Source organism: Flavobacterium sp. Root935 (genome assembly GCF_001429295.1).
Lineage (GTDB): Bacteria > Bacteroidota > Bacteroidia > Flavobacteriales > Flavobacteriaceae > Flavobacterium.
On sequence record NZ_LMJL01000010.1, the window covers coordinates 648,064 to 669,940 of the forward strand.

Annotated in this window: 19 protein-coding genes; 11 read left to right on the top strand and 8 right to left on the bottom strand. The window is 32.0% G+C overall.

Annotated features, from left to right (window positions below):
* The first annotated feature begins 42 nt into the window (after positions 1-42).
* The 4 genes from ASE40_RS13730 (at position 43) to rpe (ending at position 4,055) form a co-directional block, all read left to right on the top strand.
* Entirely contained in the window at positions 43-594 is a 552-nt protein-coding gene (locus ASE40_RS13730) for an RNA polymerase sigma factor (protein ID WP_057117629.1), read from the top strand.
* The gene (locus ASE40_RS13735; RefSeq protein WP_057117630.1) at positions 584-2,083 is read left to right on the top strand and encodes a porin family protein; all 1,500 of its coding nucleotides are present in this window, start codon (positions 584-586) and stop codon (positions 2,081-2,083) included. The genes ASE40_RS13730 and ASE40_RS13735 overlap by 11 nt, the downstream gene beginning before the upstream one ends.
* An 81-nt stretch (positions 2,084-2,164) precedes the next feature.
* Positions 2,165-3,028 (top strand): RNA polymerase sigma factor RpoD/SigA, encoded by an 864-nt coding sequence (locus tag ASE40_RS13740; RefSeq protein WP_007804760.1) that lies wholly within the window; start codon positions 2,165-2,167, stop codon positions 3,026-3,028.
* A 364-nt stretch (positions 3,029-3,392) separates the two neighbouring features.
* Positions 3,393-4,055, top strand: coding sequence for a ribulose-phosphate 3-epimerase (gene rpe, locus ASE40_RS13745; RefSeq protein WP_057117631.1), 663 nt, complete (start codon positions 3,393-3,395; stop codon positions 4,053-4,055).
* Here rpe and ASE40_RS13750 read toward each other — a convergent pair.
* Together ASE40_RS13750 and ASE40_RS13755 are read right to left on the bottom strand one after the other, a co-directional pair.
* On the bottom strand, positions 4,032-4,817 hold the full coding sequence (locus ASE40_RS13750; RefSeq protein ID WP_057117689.1) for a DNA/RNA non-specific endonuclease: 786 nt from the start codon (positions 4,815-4,817) through the stop codon (positions 4,032-4,034). The genes rpe and ASE40_RS13750 overlap by 24 nt on opposite strands.
* A gap of 95 nt (positions 4,818-4,912) precedes the next feature.
* Positions 4,913-7,096, bottom strand: coding sequence for a carboxy terminal-processing peptidase (locus ASE40_RS13755; RefSeq protein ID WP_057117632.1), 2,184 nt, complete (start codon positions 7,094-7,096; stop codon positions 4,913-4,915).
* Positions 7,097-7,309: 213 nt separating this feature from the next.
* On the opposite strand from ASE40_RS13755, the gene surE reads away from it, so the two are divergent.
* From surE to ASE40_RS13780, 5 genes are all read left to right on the top strand, one after another.
* Positions 7,310-8,089 carry a 5'/3'-nucleotidase SurE gene (gene surE, locus ASE40_RS13760; RefSeq protein ID WP_057117633.1) on the top strand — a complete coding sequence of 260 codons (780 nt, stop codon included), beginning with the start codon at positions 7,310-7,312 and terminating at the stop codon, positions 8,087-8,089.
* The gene (locus ASE40_RS13765; RefSeq protein ID WP_057117634.1) at positions 8,082-8,351 is read left to right on the top strand and encodes a hypothetical protein; all 270 of its coding nucleotides are present in this window, start codon (positions 8,082-8,084) and stop codon (positions 8,349-8,351) included. Before surE ends, ASE40_RS13765 begins: the two co-directional genes overlap by 8 nt.
* 66 nt (positions 8,352-8,417) lie before the next feature.
* A complete protein-coding gene (gene lpxB, locus ASE40_RS13770) occupies positions 8,418-9,536 on the top strand; it encodes a lipid-A-disaccharide synthase (RefSeq protein ID WP_057117635.1) in 1,119 nt (372 codons plus the stop codon).
* A 10-nt stretch (positions 9,537-9,546) separates the two neighbouring features.
* A complete protein-coding gene (locus ASE40_RS13775; protein WP_057117636.1) occupies positions 9,547-10,032 on the top strand; it encodes a C40 family peptidase in 486 nt (161 codons plus the stop codon).
* A gap of 51 nt (positions 10,033-10,083) precedes the next feature.
* Positions 10,084-12,117, top strand: coding sequence for a ComEC/Rec2 family competence protein (locus ASE40_RS13780; protein ID WP_057117637.1), 2,034 nt, complete (start codon positions 10,084-10,086; stop codon positions 12,115-12,117).
* A gap of 6 nt (positions 12,118-12,123) precedes the next feature.
* Here ASE40_RS13780 and ASE40_RS13785 read toward each other — a convergent pair whose 3' ends face one another.
* The 6 genes from ASE40_RS13785 to ASE40_RS13810 all read right to left on the bottom strand — a co-directional run bounded on the left by ASE40_RS13785 (position 12,124) and on the right by ASE40_RS13810 (position 19,384).
* A complete protein-coding gene (locus ASE40_RS13785; protein ID WP_057117638.1) occupies positions 12,124-12,573 on the bottom strand; it encodes a hypothetical protein in 450 nt (149 codons plus the stop codon).
* Between the two features lie 257 nt (positions 12,574-12,830).
* Complete coding sequence (locus ASE40_RS13790) at positions 12,831-13,283, bottom strand: hypothetical protein (RefSeq protein ID WP_057117639.1); 453 nt, start codon at positions 13,281-13,283, stop codon at positions 12,831-12,833.
* 214 nt (positions 13,284-13,497) lie between these two features.
* Complete coding sequence (locus ASE40_RS13795) at positions 13,498-13,965, bottom strand: thioredoxin family protein (protein ID WP_057117640.1); 468 nt, start codon at positions 13,963-13,965, stop codon at positions 13,498-13,500.
* 48 nt (positions 13,966-14,013) lie between these two features.
* Positions 14,014-15,498, bottom strand: coding sequence for a peptide MFS transporter (locus tag ASE40_RS13800; protein WP_057117690.1), 1,485 nt, complete (start codon positions 15,496-15,498; stop codon positions 14,014-14,016).
* Position 15,499: 1 nt separating this feature from the next.
* Positions 15,500-17,176: a peptide MFS transporter gene (locus ASE40_RS13805; RefSeq protein WP_057117641.1), complete on the bottom strand. Its 1,677-nt coding sequence runs from the start codon at positions 17,174-17,176 to the stop codon at positions 15,500-15,502.
* Between the two features lie 39 nt (positions 17,177-17,215).
* On the bottom strand, positions 17,216-19,384 hold the full coding sequence (locus ASE40_RS13810) for a S9 family peptidase (protein ID WP_057117691.1): 2,169 nt from the start codon (positions 19,382-19,384) through the stop codon (positions 17,216-17,218).
* A 182-nt stretch (positions 19,385-19,566) separates the two neighbouring features.
* On the opposite strand from ASE40_RS13810, the gene ASE40_RS13815 reads away from it, so the two are divergent.
* Together ASE40_RS13815 and ASE40_RS13820 are read left to right on the top strand one after the other, a co-directional pair.
* Entirely contained in the window at positions 19,567-20,880 is a 1,314-nt protein-coding gene (locus tag ASE40_RS13815; protein WP_057117642.1) for a hydroxymethylglutaryl-CoA reductase, degradative, read from the top strand.
* A gap of 75 nt (positions 20,881-20,955) precedes the next feature.
* The gene (locus ASE40_RS13820) at positions 20,956-21,864 is read left to right on the top strand and encodes a GYDIA family GHMP kinase (RefSeq protein WP_057117643.1); all 909 of its coding nucleotides are present in this window, start codon (positions 20,956-20,958) and stop codon (positions 21,862-21,864) included.
* The last annotated feature ends 13 nt before the right edge of the window (positions 21,865-21,877 follow it).

Genomic DNA, 21,877 nt, shown 5'->3' on the forward strand with positions numbered 1-21,877 from the left:
GCATCAATTTCATATATTAAAACGATATAACAAGTTTCATTTTTGAATTTAGACCAAATCATAAAAGGCTGCATCAAGCAAAACAGGAAATCACAAGAAGAACTTTATAATTTATATTATAAAACTCTTTTTGCGGTAAGCCTAAAGTATTGCCAGAATGATTCTGAAGCAGAGGACACGCTTCATGATGCTTTTATTGAAATATTTACTAACATCAAAAATTTTAAAGCAACTGGAAGTTTTGAAGGCTGGATGAAAAGGATACTTATAAATAAAGCAATAAGCAGATTTAAAAATTCCTTTTTCCTAACTCCCATAAAAGATGATAACCTAGAGGAAGTAATTATTAATGATAAGGAAATTGATTTCCCAATCGACTTCCTTTTATCATTAATACAAGAACTGCCTCATCAATACCGATTAGTCTTCAATTTATATGAACTCGATGAGTATACACACAAAGAAATTGCTGCAATGTTATCGATAAGTGAAAGTACTTCTAAATCAAACTTACATCGGGCAAAATTAATTCTAAAAGAAAAAATCATTTCAAAAACGTCATTCCATAATTATCAAGCAAACCATGGAAAATAAAAGAGAAATAGGTAAATTATTTAAAGATAAATTGGAATATTTGGACAAAAGTCCAAGTGATAATTTATGGGCTTCAATTGAAAGTGATTTAAACAAAAAAAGAAAAAGAAGAATTTTATTCTGGCTGATTCCAAGTTTATTAATGGTTGGAGTTGCAGGCTCTATATTATTTACACAACTAAATCCAGATCAAACAAAGCCAGTAAGTACACAACAAAGCAAGACTGAAATAAAACCTGCTAAATCATTAAAACAACAGTCTTCCGATTTTAAAAACAAACAATCAAAAAATGTAATTAATAATTCTATTTTGTTGAGTCAGCCAAATCCACAAAAAACAACAGGGAATTCAAGTGAAACTAAAACAACAATCAAGAAAACTCGAACCGAAAAACTTATAAAACAATCCTCAAAGCTTGTTGCTACTACAGATGAATATGAAGAATATGAAGTGGTGAAAAAGTATAAAGTCATAATAAGAAAGAATAAAACGGTAGCAACAAATTCTAAAAGACCTGGCTCTGTTTTAAAAAAATCAAATAGTACATCTCCAAAAAAGATTTCAAAAAATAAGATTAAGAAAACCAAAAAAGGAAAGGCAAATAATTCAAAAAAACAAATTCCTTCTAATGTTTATGAATCAAAGAAACTGATAGAAAAAGGAGAATTAGACGAAATCAACAGTAAAAAAAATGTACCTAAAAGCAGTGAAAATTCAAAAAGTATAGATAGTCTCAACACAATTAAAAAAGACAGTATTCCTCAAAACCAAGAGAAAAAAAATACTTCTAAAAGAGAATATATTAGAAAAGAATATCCAGAACAAGTATCGGAAAATGAACCAGAATATTCTGTTTCTATTTACTATGGCCCAGCTATTTTTGGTTCGTTATCAAATAACTCCACAATAAACGAGTCTTTAAATGATGTTTCAAAAAGCCATCCGATAACATCTCATTACGGATTTTACTTTAAATCTATGTATGGAAAATATGGTTTTAAGGCAGGTATTTCTAAAATCAATCTAAAAATAGCAAACCATTTAAATTCCCAGTCTACAGTAAATTATGACAATATGACTTTGAGAAATACTGATATTTATAGTGTAATGGGAAACGATGAAGACATTCGATTGGTACAAAAAATATCATATTATGAAATTCCTTTAGAATTTAATTATGCTATCAAAAAAGATGAAACTCCATACGGTGTCGAGGCTTTTACAGGATTTAGTGTCTTGTTTTCAGATGCTAATCAGTTATTTCTTTCTTCTAACAATTTAAAAAACGAAGAAATTGGTTCTACTAAAAACTTGAATAAGATGAATTTATCTTTTAATTTAGGACTTGGTTTCAATTATAAATTAACCGAAAAATTCCAATTAGATTTTAATCCAATTTTCAAATATTACCTGACGACGTTTAAAAATGACAAAGAACCTAAACCATATAGTTTGTCTATTCAATCTGGCGTAACTTATAAATTTTAAAAAAAAATATAAATTTTGTAACTTTTTTGTATCTCATTACGTATAACCATTTGTACACTTTAAAAAATAGGGAGACAACACATGAGACAACTTAAAATCACCAAGCAGGTAACTAATCGTGAAACTGCGTCGTTAGATAAATATCTACAAGAAATTGGAAAAGTTGACCTAATTACCGCTGATGAAGAGGTAGAATTAGCACAAAGAATAAAGGCTGGTGATCAAAGAGCTTTAGAAAAACTTACAAAAGCCAACTTACGTTTCGTAGTATCGGTGGCTAAACAATATCAAAATCAAGGATTAACTCTTCCAGATTTAATTAATGAAGGAAACTTAGGTCTAATTAAAGCGGCTCAACGTTTTGATGAAACTCGTGGTTTTAAATTCATTTCTTATGCCGTATGGTGGATTCGTCAATCGATTCTTCAAGCTTTGGCTGAACAATCTCGTATTGTACGTTTGCCATTAAACAAAATTGGTTCTATCAATAAAATCAACAAAATGTACGCTTTATTAGAGCAATCTAACGAGCGTCCGCCTTCTGCTGAAGAAATTGCAAAAGAACTTGATATGACTGTAAATGACGTAAAAGAGTCAATGAAAAACTCTGGACGTCACTTATCAATGGATGCACCTCTTGTTGAAGGAGAAGATTCTAACCTTTATGACGTATTACGTTCTGGTGAATCTCCAAATCCAGATAGAGAATTAATTCACGAATCTCTTCGTACTGAAATCGAACGTTCATTAGAAACATTAACTCCAAGAGAAGCTGATGTTGTTCGTTTGTATTTTGGACTTGGCGACCAGCACCCAATGACTTTAGAAGAAATTGGAGAAACTTTCGACTTAACTCGTGAGCGTGTTCGTCAAATTAAAGAAAAAGCAATCCGCAGATTGAAACATACTTCAAGAAGTAAAATCCTTAAAACTTATTTAGGATAAAACAATATTAAATTTCAATATTTTTTAAATCCCAAATTACAATTGGCTTGGAATTTGGTTATTTTAAATTGGAATTTTACCGCAAACAACAGTTTGATTGACTGTTCGTTTTTTGATTGATGATTGAAACTCCGGCTGATTACCGGAGTTTTTTATTTTTAGTATTTAGCTGAGTTTTTAACCGCAGAGTGCGCGAAGAATTTACGCAAAGTTCACAAAGCTTCGCGAGCTTGAACTCTTACTAAGCTCAATTGAAATTTCTTCGTGGACTTTGCGTAAATTCTTCGCGCACTCTGCGGTTAAATTACCACGCACAGCATAAAAATTTTATCTTTGTAAAAAAAAAACAACACACTACAACAAAATGAAAAATACATTTATTGCTCCTTCAGTTCTTGCGGCAGATTTTGCTAATTTACAGCGCGATATTGAAATGATTAACAACAGTCAGGCTGATTGGTTTCATATTGATATTATGGATGGAGTTTTTGTTCCGAATATTTCTTTCGGAATGCCAGTTTTAGAAGCTATTTCAAAACATGCGAAAAAATATATCGATGTGCATTTAATGATTATCGATCCTGATCGATACATCAAAACTTTTGCAGATTTAGGTGCTAACGGATTAACAGTACATTACGAAGCCTGCACACACTTGCACAGAACGCTTCAGGCGATTAAAGCAGAAGGAATGAAAGCTGGAGTAGCTATGAATCCTCATACGAATATTGATCTCTTAGAAGACGTTATTAACGATATTGACGTAGTTTGTATTATGAGTGTGAATCCAGGTTTTGGAGGACAATCATTTATTGAAAATACTTACGATAAAGTAAAAAAGCTCAAAGCATTAATTACACGTAAAAATGCTTCAACTCTTATTGAAATTGATGGCGGAGTTACCAACAAAAATGCAAAACAATTAGTAGAAGCCGGAGCCGATGTATTGGTTGCCGGAAGTTTTGTTTTTAAAGCTGAGAATCAAATCGAAACAATTGCCGAATTAAAAGTCCTTACTACTTTTTAAGTTTTTTAAATTCGGGAAGAAATTAATTCCAGTCATTTTTTCTAATGTCTCGATTGGAACCATAAAATCATAGATAGACTTATCGCTTTCTTCGTTTGGAACTAGAAAGGCAATTGCTTTATGTTCTTTTCCAGATTTGGCTAAGATAATTTTATAAAAATATTTAGGAACAGCAACTTTTTCTGTTCCTATTTTTTTGTCTGAATCTTTTGGAATTCCGCCCGTTACTACATAAATATCATTGTATTTTCCTGCCCAATAACGTGTCTTCTGCTCCAGCCTATTCCAGATTCCAGCATTAAATTCTTTTTTCTGAGGAGAAATGTTCGAAGTGTAAAAAGTATCATTATAAGCATCCTTATTAAATTCCATATCTCCCGCAGGACAAAGATGCCCTTTATCATAACCTGATTTTTTATAATTCCTCCAATCTGCAGAACCAGTAGTTACTTTTGGATCTTCTATAAAATAAGGTCTTTTATAGTCATGGTTTTTTAAGTATTCTTTCTTTAGTTCGTACGCCACCCATTCTGCCTGTTCAAACTTTTCATTGTACGAAAGCGTATAATATTGATGTTTTACAATTTGTTTTGTTGTAGATGTTGGCAGATAAGCAAACGTATATAAAGAATCTGTACTATTTGAGTTTCCTGAAAAAGAAACTATTTCATTATCATTCTTGCTTTCATTAATCTCTATATTGTTTTTTTTACAAGATAATAATGCAAAACTCATCAAAACTAAAACTATACAACTTTTCATAAAACCATTTTTATTAAGGGCTAAACTTACAAAAAAAACGCTCCATAAATTCAACATTTATAGAGCGTTTTTAAACAAATTAAATTCTTCCGAATTTAAGACTTCACTAGTTTATCCTTTTTCATTTTCGGAGAAACATTATTTTTTACTAAACCTTTTCCTTGTAAATCATCCAAAACATTTAATGCTTCTTCTACATAAACATCTTTTGCTAAAGCTTGGTGCCATGCATCTCTTTTTTCTTTTAAAGTAGCATCAGCATTCATTTCAACTTCTTCGTAAGGCAGTGATTTAAAAACCAAATCATTTTTGTAATCTAAAATTGGTTTGTATTTCTTACCTTCATTTTCAACCTGTTCTTGAGTTGCTTTAAAGCTGTTAATGTTTAAGCTATAAGTATTCTCTTTATTCTTAACGTCAATCCATTTTGCATTGTCATCAATTAATTTGAATTGAGCATTTTGAGCAATTCTATTTTTACTATTAATAATAGCTTTATTAAAATTCTCATTAGAAGTCCAAGTGCTGTAATCAGCTGGATCAATTTTATCCCATGGCATGGCATTGTCAATATCTCTCTCACCCATTTTTAGGTAAGCGTAACGGTCTGGCATAACAACATCACTATGAACACCTTCTAGTTGAGTAGATCCACCATTGATTCTATAGAACTTTTGTCCTGTAATTTTCAAAGCTCCAAGATCTCCATAATTTGCATTACGAACAAATTGATTCAAATCTAATACGTTTTGTACCGTTCCTTTACCGTAAGTTTGTTTACTTCCGATAATTACACCACGTTTGTAATCCTGAATCGCTGCCGCTAAAATCTCAGAAGCCGAAGCAGAAAAACTGTTCACCATGATTACTAACGGACCATCCCATTCGATTTTTTTGTCTTTATCGTATAGAACTTCTTTCTTTTTACCAGCAGATTTAACTTGAACAATTGGTCCTTCTTCTATAAATAAACCAGCAATATCAACTACTGTCGAAAGAGATCCACCACCGTCATCACGTACGTCTAAAACAATTCCGTTGACGTTTTCTTTTTTCAATCTCTCTACTTCAAGAGCGATATCTTTTCCAGCATCACGTCCATCTTTGTTTTCAAAATCGATATAAAACTTAGGCAGGTAAATTACTCCATATTTTAAACCATTTTTCTCTACAATACTAGACTTAGCATAAGTTTCTTCAATTTCAACCACATCTCTGATAATCGAAATTACTTTGATACTTCCGTCCACTTTTTTAACTGTAAGTTTAACTTCAGTTCCTTTGTGGCCTTTAATTTTCTTCACAACATCATCCAAACGCATTCCGACAACATCTACAGGCTCCTCATTTCCTTGAGCAACTTTTAAGATTAAATCACCAGCTTCTAGTTGTTTTCCTTTCCATGCAGGTCCGCCAGAAATTAATTCATCAATTTGAGTGAAATCATTTTTCTTAGTCAAACGTGCTCCAATACCTTCTAATTTACCACTGATGTTTACATCGAAACGGTCTTTTTCTTCAGGTGCAAAATAACTTGTATGCGGATCAAAGCGAGTCATAATAGAATTCAAATAAACTGAAAACCAGTACTCTCTATTCAAATCTTTAATAACACTAAAATTATCATCCAGAGATTTTAAAGAACTTTCGCGTGTTTCTTTTTCTAAAGTTTCAAAAGATTTTTCTTTATAAGCTGGATCTTTTTTCTTCTTTTCTTCTTCGATTTTTTGTTTAGTAACAAGAGAAGAAAGAGTCGACAATTTAATTTGTTTTCTCCATCTTTCGTTAATCTCAGTTAAGTTTTTCGCATACGGAATGTGCTCATAATCTGCATTAAAAGTTTCATCAACATTATAGTTAAATGGCTGAGCTAAAATAGTTTTGTAACGTTTTTTACTTTCTTCCATACGTTTCATCAACCTTGTGTAAGTTAGGTTGAAAAAAGTAATATCCTTATTCAAAAACTGATCGTCAAGCATTAATTCATACTGCTTAAATTCATCAATATCCGACTGCAGGAAAAATCTCTTTGAAGGGTCTAGCGCTTCAATATAATCTTTAAAAATCCCTTTTGAGAATTCATCATTTATTTCTGCTGGACTATAATGTCCTTTTTCAATAACAAATGCTAGTAACTCTAAAAGTGTTTTATCTCTATTCGGATCAGGGTCGATTGTTCTATCGGCATTCATCTTAAATGCAAATAATGTAAGCGATAAGCACAATACGGCTATGAGTATCTTATAATTTCTTTTCATAAACTTTATAATAGCATTCATCAATTTTTTTATCTAAGTTACGTTAAAAACTATGCCACGAGAGCTAACGTCACGATAATTTTTTGTTAAAGATATAAAAATGTTTAATTCGCAAAAAAGTTCTTTAACTTAGTTGACAAATTTTACATTATTTGTGACTTATCCCGATAAATCTGTGGTTACATTTGTTTTTAAAATCTTACAATTGTTAAAATTACACATAATATTCATAAAATGAAAGCCGAAAAACCTTTAATATTGGTCACTAATGATGACGGCATCTTAGCTCCTGGAATACGCACTCTTATAAGTGTTATGGAAACAATCGGCGAAGTAATCGTCGTTGCTCCAGACAAACCCCAAAGTGCAATGGGGCACGCTATAACGATTAACAACACTTTGTTTCTCGATAAAATTTCTAAAGATGATGACACAATTGCAGAATACAGCTGCTCTGGAACCCCTGTAGATTGTGTAAAACTGGCAGTTAATGAAATCTTAAAACGCAAACCAGATTTATGCGTTTCGGGAATTAACCATGGTTCAAATTCTTCCATAAATGTAATTTATTCGGGAACTATGAGTGCTGCGGTTGAAGCTGGAATAGAAGGAATTCAAGCCATTGGTTTCTCACTCTTAGACTTTGATTGGAATGCCGATTTTGAACCTATTAAGTCTTTTGTCAAAAAAATTGCCTTAGAAACACTAGCTAATAAGCTGCCACCGGGCGTAGTTTTAAATGTCAATTTTCCGAAATTGAAAGAAACAGAAATTAAAGGAATTAAGGTTTGTCGTCAAGCGAAAGCATACTACGCCCAAAAATTTGATAAAAGACAAACTCCTTTTGGTAAAGATTATTACTGGCTTGCCGGCAAATTTGTAAACGAAGATCAAGGCGAAGATACAGATGAATGGGCGTTGGAAAACGGATATATTTCTGTAGTTCCCGTACAATTTGACTTGACTGCCCACCACTCTATTCAACAACTTAATACATGGAAATTAAATGATTAAAGAAATACTTGTCGGTTTTATAATCGGAATTTTTACCGCTCTTTTAGGAAGTTATTTGTTCATCACATTCTTTACAAATTTTGATATTTCTTCGGGTATTCATATCATTAAACAACAGGGATATCTTGGAAAAATTATCACTTTAGGAACACTTTTAGACCTAGGCGTTTTTGCAATTCTTTTAAAAAGAAACAAAGAATTAATGGCTCGAGGCGTAATTTTAGCCGTGATTGTATTGGCCATTTCTACATTAGTTATTTAAATCTTATCTTTGCTTTGTTACAATAATTGCTGAATTATAATTTGAGCATTTTTCAAAAAAACCATCATGAAGTATTACATAATAGCAGGTGAAGCCTCTGGAGATTTACACGGATCTAATTTAATGAAAGCTTTGTATGCTGAAGATCCTCAAGCAGATATTAGATTTTGGGGAGGCGACTTAATGCAGAAAGCAGGCGGAACTCTTGTAAAACATTACCGAGATCTAGCTTTTATGGGCTTTATAGAAGTGGTTTTCAACTTAAAAACCATTTTAAACAATATAAAAATCTGTAAAAAAGACATTACTGAGTTTAAACCAGATGTCATTATTTTTATAGATTATCCTGGTTTTAATATGCGAATTGCTAAATGGGCAAAAGAGCTAGGTTATAAAACTCACTATTATATTTCGCCTCAAATTTGGGCTTGGAAAGAAAACCGTATTAAAGCAATCAAACAAGACGTCGATAAGATGTTTGTTATTTTGCCTTTTGAAAAAAGTTTTTACGAAGATAAACATCAGTTTCCAGTTGATTTTGTCGGCCATCCTTTAATCGATGCTATTCAGAATCAGCCTGCATTTGATGAAGCTCTGTTTAGGAAAGAAAATAATTTGGGCGAAAAACCAATTATTGCTGTTTTACCAGGAAGCCGTAAACAGGAAATTACCAAAATGCTAAGCGTAATGTTAAGTGTTGTTGATGATTTTCAAGATTACGAATTTGTAATTGCGGGCGCTCCGAGTCAGGAATACGAATTCTATCAGCAGTTTCTAAAGAACAAAAACATTGCGTTTGTTTCAAACAAGACCTACGATTTACTGCGCTCTTCAACAGCTGCTTTGGTAACTTCCGGAACAGCAACTCTCGAAACAGCACTTTTTAAAGTTCCCGAAGTTGTTTGTTATAAAGGAAGTGAAGTTTCCTATCAAATCGCGAAACGTATTATTACCTTAAAATATATTTCGCTGGTTAATTTAATTATGGATCAAGAAGTTGTAACTGAATTGATTCAAGCTGACTGCAACAAAAAGCGAATTAAAGAAGAGCTTCAAAAATTATTAGAACCGGATTATCGCTCTAAACTGCTTCAAAACTATGATATTTTAGAGCAAAAACTTGGAGGAGTTGGCGCGAGTAAAAAAACTGCCAAACTTATAGTTGCCGATTTAAAAAACAATTAATTACCACATTTTGAAGAGAATTATAATTTTTCTGCTTTTGGCTGTTGCTTTTACTTCTTGTAAATCGACTTCAACTGCCGTGAGCAAAAATGAATCTAAAAGAGAAAATAGAACTCTGGTTAACAATTTGATTGAAAAAGCAACTGATAATATTGGCGTTCGTTACAAAGCTGGCGGAACTACAAAAAGCGGTTTCGACTGCTCTGGATTAGTTTACACCACATTCGAAAGTGAAAATATAAAACTACCAAGAAGCTCGTACGACCAAGCTAAAATTGGAAAAGTAATTCCGCTGAATGACGCCAAAAAAGGTGATTTAATTTTCTTTAAAACTAATAAAAGCAGACAAATCAATCATGTGGGATTAATTACAGAAGCCAATTCAGACGAAGTTAAATTTGTTCATTCTTCTACTTCAAAAGGTGTAATCATTTCCTCTATAAAAGAACCTTACTATAAAAATTCTTTTGAGCAGGTTAATAGAGTCCTTCCTTAAAAAAAACATTTTTTTATTATTTTTCTTACAAATATTTAATACTTTTAAAGCATGAAAGTATTAGATTTTCCGTTAGTTAAAATAACAATTGCCTTTATTTTGGGAGTTATTGCTTCCTATTATTCTCATTTTTCTGTTTCAAAGCTGATGATTCCACTTTCATTGTCTTTGATACTATTTTGTTTCAGCTATTTCTGGAATCTAAAACACAACAAGAAATATATCATATTTGGTGTTTCTGTGTATATCTTCTCTTTCGTTATTGGGGCTGTAACACTTTTAAGTCATACCGAGAAACTTCAAAAAAATAATTATACACATTGCAAATCAGCATTCGAAAAACCGCAGTCAATAACTATAATTCTTAGAGAAAAACTCAAAAGTAACGATTACAGCGATCGTTATATTGGTCATATTAAAAGTATTTCAGATAAGGTTTATTGTGGAAAAATTATAATTAACATTCAAAAGGACAGTACTGAAAATCGATTGATAATCGGGAATACTATTAAGGTTCAAACGGCTTTACAGGCTAATAAATCAAACAAAAATCCGAATCAATTTGACTACGGCAGATACCTAGCCGACAAACAAATTTATGCACAGATTTATTGTCAAAAAAAAGAAATACTAGTCAGCAAAACTATTACAAAAGACATTTGGTATTATTGTGCCAAACTGCACTCCAGAATAGTTTTAAACCTCGAAAAAGCAAAATTTAATAAAGCTGAAATGAATGTCGCCCTTGCATTGATTTTAGGTCAGCAGCAAGAAATTTCACAAGACATTATTCAAGATTATCAATATTCTGGAGCAACGCACATTTTATCTGTTTCTGGTTTACATGTAGGTTTTATAATGCTTTTCATAACCTTTATTTTAAAACCAATTCCAAACACAAAAAAGGGTTCTTTAATTAAACTTGCTTCTATTTTAATTTCACTGGCTGGATTTGCAATAATATCAGGTCTATCACCATCGGTTTTGAGATCTGTTGTAATGTTTTCATTTGTAGCTATTGGAAATCATTTGCGAAGAACAGGAAATATTTACCACACCTTATTGGTTTCCATCTTATTGATATTACTTTTTGAACCGTATTTTTTATTTGATGTCGGTTTTCAGTTAAGTTATTTGGCTCTGTTTTTTATTCTTTGGCTGCAGCCACTATTAAAAAACATTTACAAACCAAAGAATAAATTGATGGTTTATATCTGGGAAGCTTTAACCGTTTCCTTTGCTGCACAAATTGGTACTTTACCTTTGTGCTTGTATTATTTTCACCAATTTCCAGGTTTATTTTTTGTCACTAATATTATAATTCTTCCTGTTCTGTCATTTATAATGATTGCAGGAATTGTGGTAATGATAATTGCAATTTTTACGAGTCCGCCTTACTTTGTAACAATCATTTTTGAAAAAAGCATTTATCTCTTAAATCTAATGATTCATGCCGTTGCCTCTATTGACTCGTTTCTTATACGAGATATTAGTTTTAACTCTTATTATTTATTGACCTTTTACCTTTTCATTATTTATGTAATTCTATGGTTAAAGAAACCAGATTACACTAAACTCGTACTTGTTTTTAGTTCTACAATTTTAATTCAGCTTGCTTTTATTCTCACTAAATTCAGAACCGAAAGCGAAAAGGAATTGATTGTTTATCATGAAAAAAATAGCACTCTTATATCAGAACGAATTGGAAAAAATACTGTTCTTTTTACCAGAGATACAACTTTCGAAAAAAATAAAAACAGCAGAAGTGTAAATATGTATCTCGTTGGTAATTCGATTGCTTTAACCAAAACAGAAAAGATTAAAAATTTACTCTACTTTAAAGACACTAAAATTCTAATCATTGACAGCACTGGAATTCTTCCTTCTAATGCAGCGCCAGACATTTTGATTCTTACTCAGAGCCCTAAAATAAATCTAGACAGAGTACTGAAAAACATTCGTCCAAAACTGATAATTGCCGATGGCTCGAATTCAAATACTATCCAGAAATCGTGGAAAAACAGCTGTCTGAAAAAAAATATCCCTTTCCATCCAACGAACGAAAAGGGATATTACAAATTATAAATCTTTTTATTCTGGGTTTAAAATCAAATTAGACTCAGAAATCCAAGCCTTAACGCCTGACGACATATATGAAATGAGACCGAGTTTGTTGAAGTTAGTTTTGCCTTTTCTAACGTTAACTTCTGTAAAACAAACTTGCGGAATTTCTTCAATACCAAAAGCATTTTTTAATCTAAGGTTTTGTTCTTTAGCTGCATCAGGAACCGAAGGATCTGAAAGATCTAGTTTCACTAAAATAACGTTTTTACGAGACCAATCCTCAAAATCGCGAGTAGCAAAAATTTCATTTTGAAGCTGAGGATTTACTCCTTGACCTGTAAAGAAAATCAATAAAGGTTTTCTTTTTTCTGCACTTGTGGCAACAGCATCATTAATGTCTGTTTTCCAAATTATATTTTGCGCATTGGCAAAAAATGAACCCAAAAAGAGTAGTAGAATAAGTAGTTTTTGAAGCATAAAATTTGGTTTTGGTTATGTATTTAAAACTAAAATAATATAAAAACAGAATCAAAAGAATTATTTAATAAATTAAAAACCAAGTTTTAAGCATAAAAATCAAATTGATAATAAACCGATATTTTTTTAATAAATGTTAAAAAAACACTAGCAAAAAAAATTAAATCGTTATAACGTTTTTTGAAACAAAAAAAATCCCTTCCTGTAAAAACAAAAAGGGATTAAAAAAATTAAAATAAAAGTTAAATGTAATTGTATTATTCAGCTGGATGTAAAATCGAATTCGATTCTGCAATCCAAGCTTTTGCTCCTCCAGGTTTATAGGCAATTTTTCCTAGAGCGCTGAATGTAGTTTTGTTTTTTCTTACGGATGCCATTGCGAAACATACTTCTGGAAGATCTTCAACACCAAATGCATTTTTCAATTTTACATTTTGTTCACGATCACTATCCGAAGCATTCATGTCTGATAAATCTAATTTTACCAGAATCACATTATCACGTGACCAAACGGCAAAATCAGGAGTTTTAAAGATTTCATTTTGAAGATTTTCTGGTACACCTGAGGCAGTGAATAAAATCAGCATTGGTTTTTTCTGGTCATTACTTATTGCAATAGCATCGGTCATGTTAGTTCTCCATGCTAGATTTTGCGCTTGCATCATAAATGAACCTAAAAAAAACAGTAGGATAAGTAGTTTTTTAGTCATATTAATTGGTTTTGGTTAGATTAGCATGACGAAATTAACATAATATTTTAATTTTCCAATTTTTATTAGCACAAAAAATACATTATGTGTTTTTTTATCGATAATAAAATACAAAATACTCAAAATGACGAAAGATGATTGAAAAATTTTTCTTACTAAACAAAAAAAAGCCCCTTACAATGTAAGGGGCTTTATATTTATTTTAGTTTTAAACTTATGATTTCTTTGGATGAACAATTCCTTCTGCAACAGTCAGCCAAGCCGATGGTCCGCCGGCAACATATCCTGTTTTACCAAGACCTTTAAAATTTACTTTTCCATCTTTAGATTCTGCACTGGTGAAGAAAATTGTTGGAAAACCCTGAATCCCGAAGGCTTGCTGCAATTCATTATTTTGATTCTTAAGCTCTGGAGTTTGAGGAACACCTCTTGGATAATCTAATTCTACCAGAACTACATTACTTGATGCCCATTTTTTAAATTCGTCTGTTTTTAAAACTTCATTCTGTAAACGAATGCACCACCCACACCAATCACTGCCTGTAAAAAACATTAATAAAGGCTTTTGTTCTTTATTACTTACAGTAATCGCTTCTCTAACGTCTGTATACCATTTTAATTCCTGTGCTTGAACATTCGCAGCACCAATTAAAAATAAAGCAATAAGTACTATTTTTTTCATAATGAGAAATTTTTCACAAATTTACACAAAAACAGATTGCAATAAAATCTATTTTACTTCCTGCATCAATTTTTTAATCAATGGCGAAATTGCAATTAAAACAACTCCTGCCACAAGAGAATAAATAGCTAATTGATAATAACCTTCTGTATACGATTGTAGTTTAGAAAGTAATGTATCTCCAGTATTAGATCTTGATATTTCTGCTCCTAACTTTCCTGCTGCCAATTGCCCAAATGCACTTGCCAAAAACCATAATCCCATCATCATTCCAAATAATCTTTTTGGAGACAATTTTGTAATAATAGACATTCCGATTGGTCCTAAACATAGCTCCCCTATTGTTGTTACCAAATAAGCAAAAGTAAAAACATTTAAAGATGCAATTCCTTTAGCATTAGCAAAAAATCTTGTCAAATAGAAAATATAAAATGAAGCTGCTAAAAACAAAAATCCAATTCCGAATTTAATCAATGTATTAGGCTCAATTTTTCTTTTACCCATCCAGATCCACAACAAACCAATCAGCGGGCTTAAAACAACCACAAAGAAAGTATTAGAACTGTTGTTTATAATATTCGGATCAATGCTGAAAAACAAAAGTTTGTCATCTAGATTATCTTTAGCAAAAAGCGACAATGATCCTCCGCTCTGTTCGTAAATCGCATTAAATAAAAGATAGAAAAACACAAACAAAAATGCTGCAAACAGCTTTTTCTGCAGTTTAATGTCTCCCAATTTCATTAATTCGTAAGCAAAATATAATACGGCAATTATACCAATTGTATACATGAAATAATCTGTATAATCAGTATTCTTCACCATTATAAAAATAAATGGAATACTTAAAAGCGACAGTACGTAAACTGCAATTTCACGAATTCTCCTTGCAGATGGTTTTAAATTCAATAATGGAGAATCTCCAATTGGCCCTAAATATTTTTTAGTGAATAAAAATGTCATCAACCCTAAAAACATTACTAAAGCCGCCGATAAAAAACACAACTGCCAAGAATAATATTTTCCTAAATAAACACAAAGAGCACCTCCAAAAAGACCTCCAACATTTATCCCAGCATAAAACATTCCGTAACCTGCATCTCTTCTGCCGTCATCTTCTTTGTACAATTCACCAACCATTGACGAAACATTTGGCTTAAAAAAACCTGTTCCAATAATTGAGAAAGCAATTCCGTAATAGAATAAATCGTGAGGCGACACCGCAATTAAAAGATTCCCTAGAATCATTACGATTGCACCAAAGAAAAGCGATTTTTTAAATCCTAATATTTTATCGGCAAAAATACCTCCGACAAATGTAAAAGCATAAACGAAAGCCTGAATGGCTCCGTATTGTAAACTGGCATGATCTTCTTTTAAGAAAAGCTGATCAACCATAAAAATTGTAAGTACGCCCCGCATTCCGTAAAAACAGAAACGCTCCCACATTTCAACAAAAAACAAGTACCACAATTGCTTTGGGTACTTGCCTTCAAAATTTTGAATTTCTTCTAGTGTAATGTTTTTTTCCATTTTATCTAACACCGTGCATTAATTTTTTCAATAATGGCGTTAAAGCAAATAATAAAATCGCTGCAATTCCTGTTAGAACCACAAAAACCATAAAGAATTCATATAAGTTATGGATTTCAAATCCTGCGAAAACTGGATTATAAGCACTAATCTGATGCTGATCCAACAATGCTAACTGATCTGCTGTTGGAATTATTTTTTTATCTAAAACTGCTTGAAGATCGATTCCTAATTCTTTTGCTTTTGCAAATTTATCTCCAGTTGCTGGTAAAATAGAACCTAAAGTTCCTCCTAATGCATAACCTGATGCATTAGACAAGAAAAACACTCCGTAAAGCAAAGAAGCAAAACGTTTTGGAGACAATTTACCTACCAATGATAATCCAATTGGAGATAGACATAACTCTGCACAAGTATTTAAGAAATATAATAAAATCAACCATTTAACCAATAATAATCCAGAAGTTCCGATATAAGAAACTTGAGTTGCAATCATTAAGAAACTGATAGAAATTACCACTAAACCAACAGCTAATTTTACTGGAGAAATTGGTTCTTTACCTTTAGCTCTCAATGTATCCCACAAAATACTAAATGGAACTGCTAAAACTACAACGAACAATCCGTTAAAAATCTGAACCATCGAAGGCGGCATTAACCAGCCAAAGAAATGTCTGTCTGTTTGGTTATCAGCGATAAAAGTCAGAGATGAACCTGCCTGCTCAAAAGCTGCCCAGAAGAAAATAATAAAAAATGATACGATATAAATTACGATAATTCTATCTCTCTCTACTTTAGTCAAAGAAGTATCAGATATAATTAATCCCGCCAATGCCAATCCACTTGAATAAATCAAAGTATAAATTAAATTTTGACCTACAGCATAATGGAAAAAGAATCCTAAAGCAACAAATGCAACTCCAGCCATCAATAAAGCTTTATTCGAAAAATTAGCTTTTTGTGCCTCTCCTTCTTCAAAATCTGAAGCATCATTTTTAGAAGGTAATCCTCCTAATGGTTTTCCTTCTGGAGAAACTACATATTTATTTTTTAAGAAGTAAAAAAGAATTGTTCCTAACAACATCGCAACAGAAGCTGCCATGAATCCCCATCTAAAAGCGTGAATATCTCTAATTCCTCCTGCATCTTTAACATCTCCTAATAAAGGACAAATGGACTGGCCTAAAAAAGCACCAATATTAATTCCCATATAGAAAATAGTAAAAGCACTATCTAATTTTGTTTTTTCCTGCTTAGGGTATAAACTTCCCACCATACTTGAAATATTTGGTTTGAAGAATCCATTACCAAATACGATAACTCCAAGTGCAGAATACATTACAATTTTTGCTAAGCTCAAATTAGATTCAAAAATACTTCCACTTGTAAATAAAAGCATTTGTCCAATTGCCATCAGCAATCCTCCTAATAGGATACAGTTTCTGTTTCCTAAAAAACGATCGGCTACGAAACCACCAAGCATTGGTGTTAAATAACAAAGTCCAAGAAAACCTCCATAAATTAATGAGGCTTCTTCTTCTTTCATTAATAATGAATTTACAAGAAATAAAGTCAATAAAGCCCGCATTCCATAAAAATTGAACCGCTCCCACATCTCCGTTCCAAACAATACCCAAAGTCCTTTTGGATGCGCAGTTTTTACTTGATTTTCTCCCATATTATATTCGCTTATTTAATTAAGTTTAAAAGATTTAGATTATAAATTTTCTTTGATAAAATTAGTCATTTTATTATAAAGCTGAACTCTAGTTTTTCCGCCGTAAATACCATGATTTTTATCTGGATAGATTTGAGAATCAAATTGTTTGTTAGCTTGAATTAAAGCTTCCATCATTTGCATTGAATTCTGAACATGAACATTATCATCTCCCGAACCGTGAATCAATAAAAATTTACCTTTTAATTTGTCAACGTGATTAATTGGTGAGTTTTGATCGTATCCGCTTGCATTTTCCTGCGGCGTCTGCATATATCTTTCTGTGTAAACACTGTCATAAAATCTCCAGTTTGTTACAGGAGCAACAGCGATTGCCATTTTGAAAACATCATTTCCTTGGAAGATACAGTTAGAAGCCATAAAGCCTCCGTAACTCCATCCGAAAATTCCAATTCTAGCAGGATCAACATAAGGATAAGAACCGATTACTTTAGCTGCATCGATTTGATCTTCTACTTCATATTTTCCTAATTCTTTCTGAGTAACTTTTTTGAAATCAGCACCTTTAAAACCTGTCCCTCTTCCGTCAACACAAGCTACAATATAACCTTGCTGTGTTAATGATAAGAACCAATAATCATCAGAATTATTCCAGTCATTATTTACTTGTTGTGATCCTGGACCAGAATATTGGTACATAAAAACAGGATATTTTTTTGAAGGATCAAAATCTTTTGGTTTTAAAATCCAAGCGTTCAATTCATTTCCTTTAGCCGTTTTTAAAACGAAGAATTCTTTTGCAGGCAGATTATAAGCTTTTAATTTATCTGAAAGAGCTTGGTTGTTTTCGATAACCTGAATTTCTTTTCCAGTTTTTGACTCATTCAAAGTATAAGTCGTAGGCTGTAAATTACTAGAGAAAGTAGTAATAAAGTATTGGAAATTTGGACTGAAGGTTGCAGCGTTTGTTCCTGTTTTTTTAGATAAACGCAATTTATTTTTTCCGTCTAATCCAATTCTGTAAAGATCTCTATTGATTGAACCATTTTCTGTAGATTGGTAGAAAATAGTTTTTGTTTTTTCATCAAAACCGTAGTAAGAAGTTACTTCCCAGTTTCCTTTTGTAACTTGATTTTTAAGTTTTCCTGCTTTATCATATAAGTAAATATGGTTAAAACCGTCTTTTTCGCTTGTCCAGATAAAACTATTATCTTTTAAGAAAGTCAAATTATCTGTTACATCTACATAAGCTTTATCTTTTTCATTCAAGACAACTTTTGGAGCAGCGGTAGTTCCATCAACAAATAACAAATCAAGATTGTCTTGGTGACGATTTAAAACTTGAGCAGAAAGTACATTTGCATCGTTTGTCCATTGTAATCTTGCAATGTAAAAATCATTGTAATTTCCTAAATCCACCTTTTTAGTTGCTCCAGCAGCTACATCGTATATATGTAATGAAACTTCTGAGTTTTTCTCTCCGGCTTTTGGATACTTAAATGTTTCAACTGTAGGATATAAATCTTTGTGAAACATTGACATTGAAAACTCAGGAACCTGGCTTTCGTCAAAACGAATGTAAGCCACTTTTTTACTGTCTTTGCTCCAGTCAAAAGCACGGACAAAAGCAAATTCTTCTTCATAAACCCAGTCCGTAATACCATTAATTACAGCATTCTTTTTACCATCTGTTGTAATTGGAGTCGATTTTTTCGAATTAACATCGTATACATATAAGTTATTTTCTTTTGCATAAGCGATTTTAGTTCCGTCTGGAGAAAAAGTTGGTTCTTGTACTTGATCAAAAAGTTTTGTCAATGTTTTTGAAGCTATATCATATAAGTAGAAATCAGCTGTAAACGAGTGGCGGAAGATTTGATTAGTATTAGATGCAATTAAAATCTTTTTTTCTGAAGCATCAAAAGTATAGCTGTCAATTCCGTTTGCAAGTTCCTTATGATCTTTAGTATCAATTAAATTCGATACTTTTTTCAAAGTTCCAAAATCATAAAGACCAATCTGCATACTTCTGCTTGCTTGATCTACATCTAAAACAGTATATTGATCTGTATTTTTTAGCGATTGCAATTCAGCCATTCCTTTTGCTCGAAATGCTCCGCCGTAAATATTTTCGATAGTGATTTTTTGTTGGCCAAAAACAGTCGCAACTAGAAATAAAAGTATTACAGTAATTTTACTTGTACTCATTACAATTAATTTAAATATAAAAAAGAGCCCAATTTTAGTAAAAAAAATAAACATAATACACATTTTAAGTGTTAAATGTTAAAAAAAATAACGATTGCGTACTTTCCATTTTTAAAATACATTTTAAACAAATCTCTTAAAATGGTATATTTGCCGCAACATTATTATTTAATATACTGAGAATGAACAACGCGGTTGCTGGATTTTCTAAATTATCCAAAAAAGAAAAAATTGACTGGATTGCAAATGAATATTTTTCAAACCCTGAAGAGGTGCAAAATATTATAAGAAATTACTGGAATTCAGACGAAAAGCTTCAGCAGCTTCATGATGAATTTATCGAAAACACCATTACAAACCTTTATATCCCACTTGGAGTTGCTCCAAACTTTTTAATCAACGGAAAATACAAAACCATCCCAATGGCTATTGAAGAGAGTTCCGTTGTTGCAGCAGCCTCTAAAGCAGCGAAATATTGGTCTACAAGAGGCGGCTTCAAAGCAACCATAATTAATACAGAAAAAATTGGCCAGGTTCATTTTACTTTTAATGGTGATGCAGAAAAATTAAATAGCTTTTTTGACCAAATAAAACCGAAATTCTTCTCAGAAACCCAAGCCATTACTAAGAATATGCAGCAACGTGGCGGTGGTATTTTAGATATTAAACTAAAAGACAAAAGAAGTCTTCTAGAAAACTACTATCAGCTTCACGCTACTTTTGAGACCAAAGACAGCATGGGCGCTAATTTTATCAATTCTTGTTTAGAACAATTTGCATCAACTTTAAAAGGAGAAGCTCAAAATAGCGACTTATGCGAAAATGGCGAAATATTAGAAGTTATTATGAGTATTTTGTCTAATTATGTTCCAAATTGCTTGGTTAGGGCTGAAGTTTCTTGTCCGATTGAAGAATTAGCAGAAAAACATATTACAAACCCAAAAGAATTTGCTGAGCGTTTTGTACAAGCTGTTCAAATTGCAGAAGTTGAACCTTTTAGAGCAGTGACTCATAATAAAGGTATAATGAATGGTGTCGATGCGGTAATTCTAGCAACTGGAAATGATTTTAGAGCTGTAGAAGCCGGCGTACACGCTTATGCCTCTAAAAATGGACAATATGCTAGTTTATCTCATGCAAAAATCGAAAACGGAATTTTTACTTTCTGGCTCGAAATTCCACTTGCAGTAGGTACAGTTGGCGGATTAACTTCTTTACATCCTTTAGTAAAGTTATGTTTAGAGATATTAGAAAATCCTTCTGCTCAGGAATTAATGGAAATTGTTGCTGTTGCTGGTTTAGCACAAAATTTCGCAGCTCTTCGTTCTTTAACAACTACAGGAATTCAAGAAGGCCACATGAAAATGCACTTAAATAATATCATAAATCAATTTGAAGCTACCGATGAAGAACGCCGTCTAATTAAGGCGCATTTTAAAAAAATAGCCGTTACTCACAGCGCTGTGGTAGATTTTATTGAAAACTTAAGAAAATAATTCAAAAGCTGTTTTCAATTTCTCTTCGCCTTTGCTCAAAACGCGAAGCGAGATATAATAGCTAAAAAATATAGAATGAAAAAAACATTTTACAGTAACGGAAAACTTTTAATTGCTGGAGAATATCTAGTATTAGACGGAGCGGAAGCTTTTGCACTGCCTGCAAAATTTGGTCAAAATCTGGTAATTGAAAGCGGCGAAAATAAAGAAATTGAATGGAAAAGTTATGACTATGATGAACATTTATGGTTTGAAGAAACAATTTCATTTGACGAAATCATAAATCGGCCAGAAGCAAAAATCGAAACTGTAAAATCTACTTTGATTGATATTCTTCACGAAGCTTATGCTTTAAATCCAAAATTTATAGATTCAGCCAAAGGTTTCAAAGTGAGTACTCATCTATCGTTTCCAAGAAACTGGGGATTAGGAACTTCTTCAACTCTCATAAATAATATTGCGCAATGGGCAAATATTAATGCATTTACATTATTAAATAATAGTTTTGGCGGAAGTGGGTATGATATTGCCTGCGCTCAGAATAATACACCTGTTATATATCGTGTAAAAGATAACTTTGTTGAACAAGTTGAGTTTAACCCTGACTATAAAGAAAATATCTTTTTTGTTTATTTGAATAAAAAACAAAATAGTAAGTCTGCAATATATTCATACAACAATAATAAGAATCATCATTTAGCGCAAAGTGTTGCCGAAAACAATAAAATCACGCACGCTATTCTGAATGCTAAAACACTAAAAGAATTTGCTTCAGCAGTTCAAAAACATGAGATTCACCTAAGCAATATTTTAGAGATGCAGACTATAAAAGAAGCTCTTTTTCCAGATTTTAAGGGTGTAATAAAGAGTCTTGGAGCTTGGGGTGGTGATTTTGTTATGGTAGTTTCAAAAGAGAACCCTAAAGAATACTTCTCCAATAAAGGATACGAAACTATTTTAACTTACGCAGAAATGATTTTGTAGAATGTTTTTCTAC

Bases quoted from the DNA above. Each gene is read 5' to 3' on its own strand.
- ASE40_RS13765 (WP_057117634.1), top strand. From the start codon at position 8,082: ATGATTAAAGAAATACTTGTCGGTTTTATAATCGGAATTTTTACCGCT.
- ASE40_RS13810 (WP_057117691.1), bottom strand. From the start codon at position 19,384: ATGAGTACAAGTAAAATTACTGTAATACTTTTATTTCTAGTTGCGACT.
- ASE40_RS13800 (WP_057117690.1), bottom strand. From the start codon at position 15,498: ATGGAAAAAAACATTACACTAGAAGAAATTCAAAATTTTGAAGGCAAG.
- ASE40_RS13815 (WP_057117642.1), top strand. From the start codon at position 19,567: ATGAACAACGCGGTTGCTGGATTTTCTAAATTATCCAAAAAAGAAAAA.
- rpe (WP_057117631.1), top strand. From the start codon at position 3,393: ATGAAAAATACATTTATTGCTCCTTCAGTTCTTGCGGCAGATTTTGCT.
- ASE40_RS13790 (WP_057117639.1), bottom strand. From the start codon at position 13,283: ATGACTAAAAAACTACTTATCCTACTGTTTTTTTTAGGTTCATTTATG.
- ASE40_RS13820 (WP_057117643.1), top strand. From the start codon at position 20,956: ATGAAAAAAACATTTTACAGTAACGGAAAACTTTTAATTGCTGGAGAA.
- ASE40_RS13785 (WP_057117638.1), bottom strand. From the start codon at position 12,573: ATGCTTCAAAAACTACTTATTCTACTACTCTTTTTGGGTTCATTTTTT.
- ASE40_RS13780 (WP_057117637.1), top strand. From the start codon at position 10,084: ATGAAAGTATTAGATTTTCCGTTAGTTAAAATAACAATTGCCTTTATT.
- ASE40_RS13805 (WP_057117641.1), bottom strand. From the start codon at position 17,176: ATGGGAGAAAATCAAGTAAAAACTGCGCATCCAAAAGGACTTTGGGTA.
- surE (WP_057117633.1), top strand. From the start codon at position 7,310: ATGAAAGCCGAAAAACCTTTAATATTGGTCACTAATGATGACGGCATC.
- lpxB (WP_057117635.1), top strand. From the start codon at position 8,418: ATGAAGTATTACATAATAGCAGGTGAAGCCTCTGGAGATTTACACGGA.
- ASE40_RS13740 (WP_007804760.1), top strand. From the start codon at position 2,165: ATGAGACAACTTAAAATCACCAAGCAGGTAACTAATCGTGAAACTGCG.
- ASE40_RS13755 (WP_057117632.1), bottom strand. From the start codon at position 7,096: ATGAATGCTATTATAAAGTTTATGAAAAGAAATTATAAGATACTCATA.
- ASE40_RS13735 (WP_057117630.1), top strand. From the start codon at position 584: ATGGAAAATAAAAGAGAAATAGGTAAATTATTTAAAGATAAATTGGAA.
- ASE40_RS13795 (WP_057117640.1), bottom strand. From the start codon at position 13,965: ATGAAAAAAATAGTACTTATTGCTTTATTTTTAATTGGTGCTGCGAAT.
- ASE40_RS13750 (WP_057117689.1), bottom strand. From the start codon at position 4,817: ATGAAAAGTTGTATAGTTTTAGTTTTGATGAGTTTTGCATTATTATCT.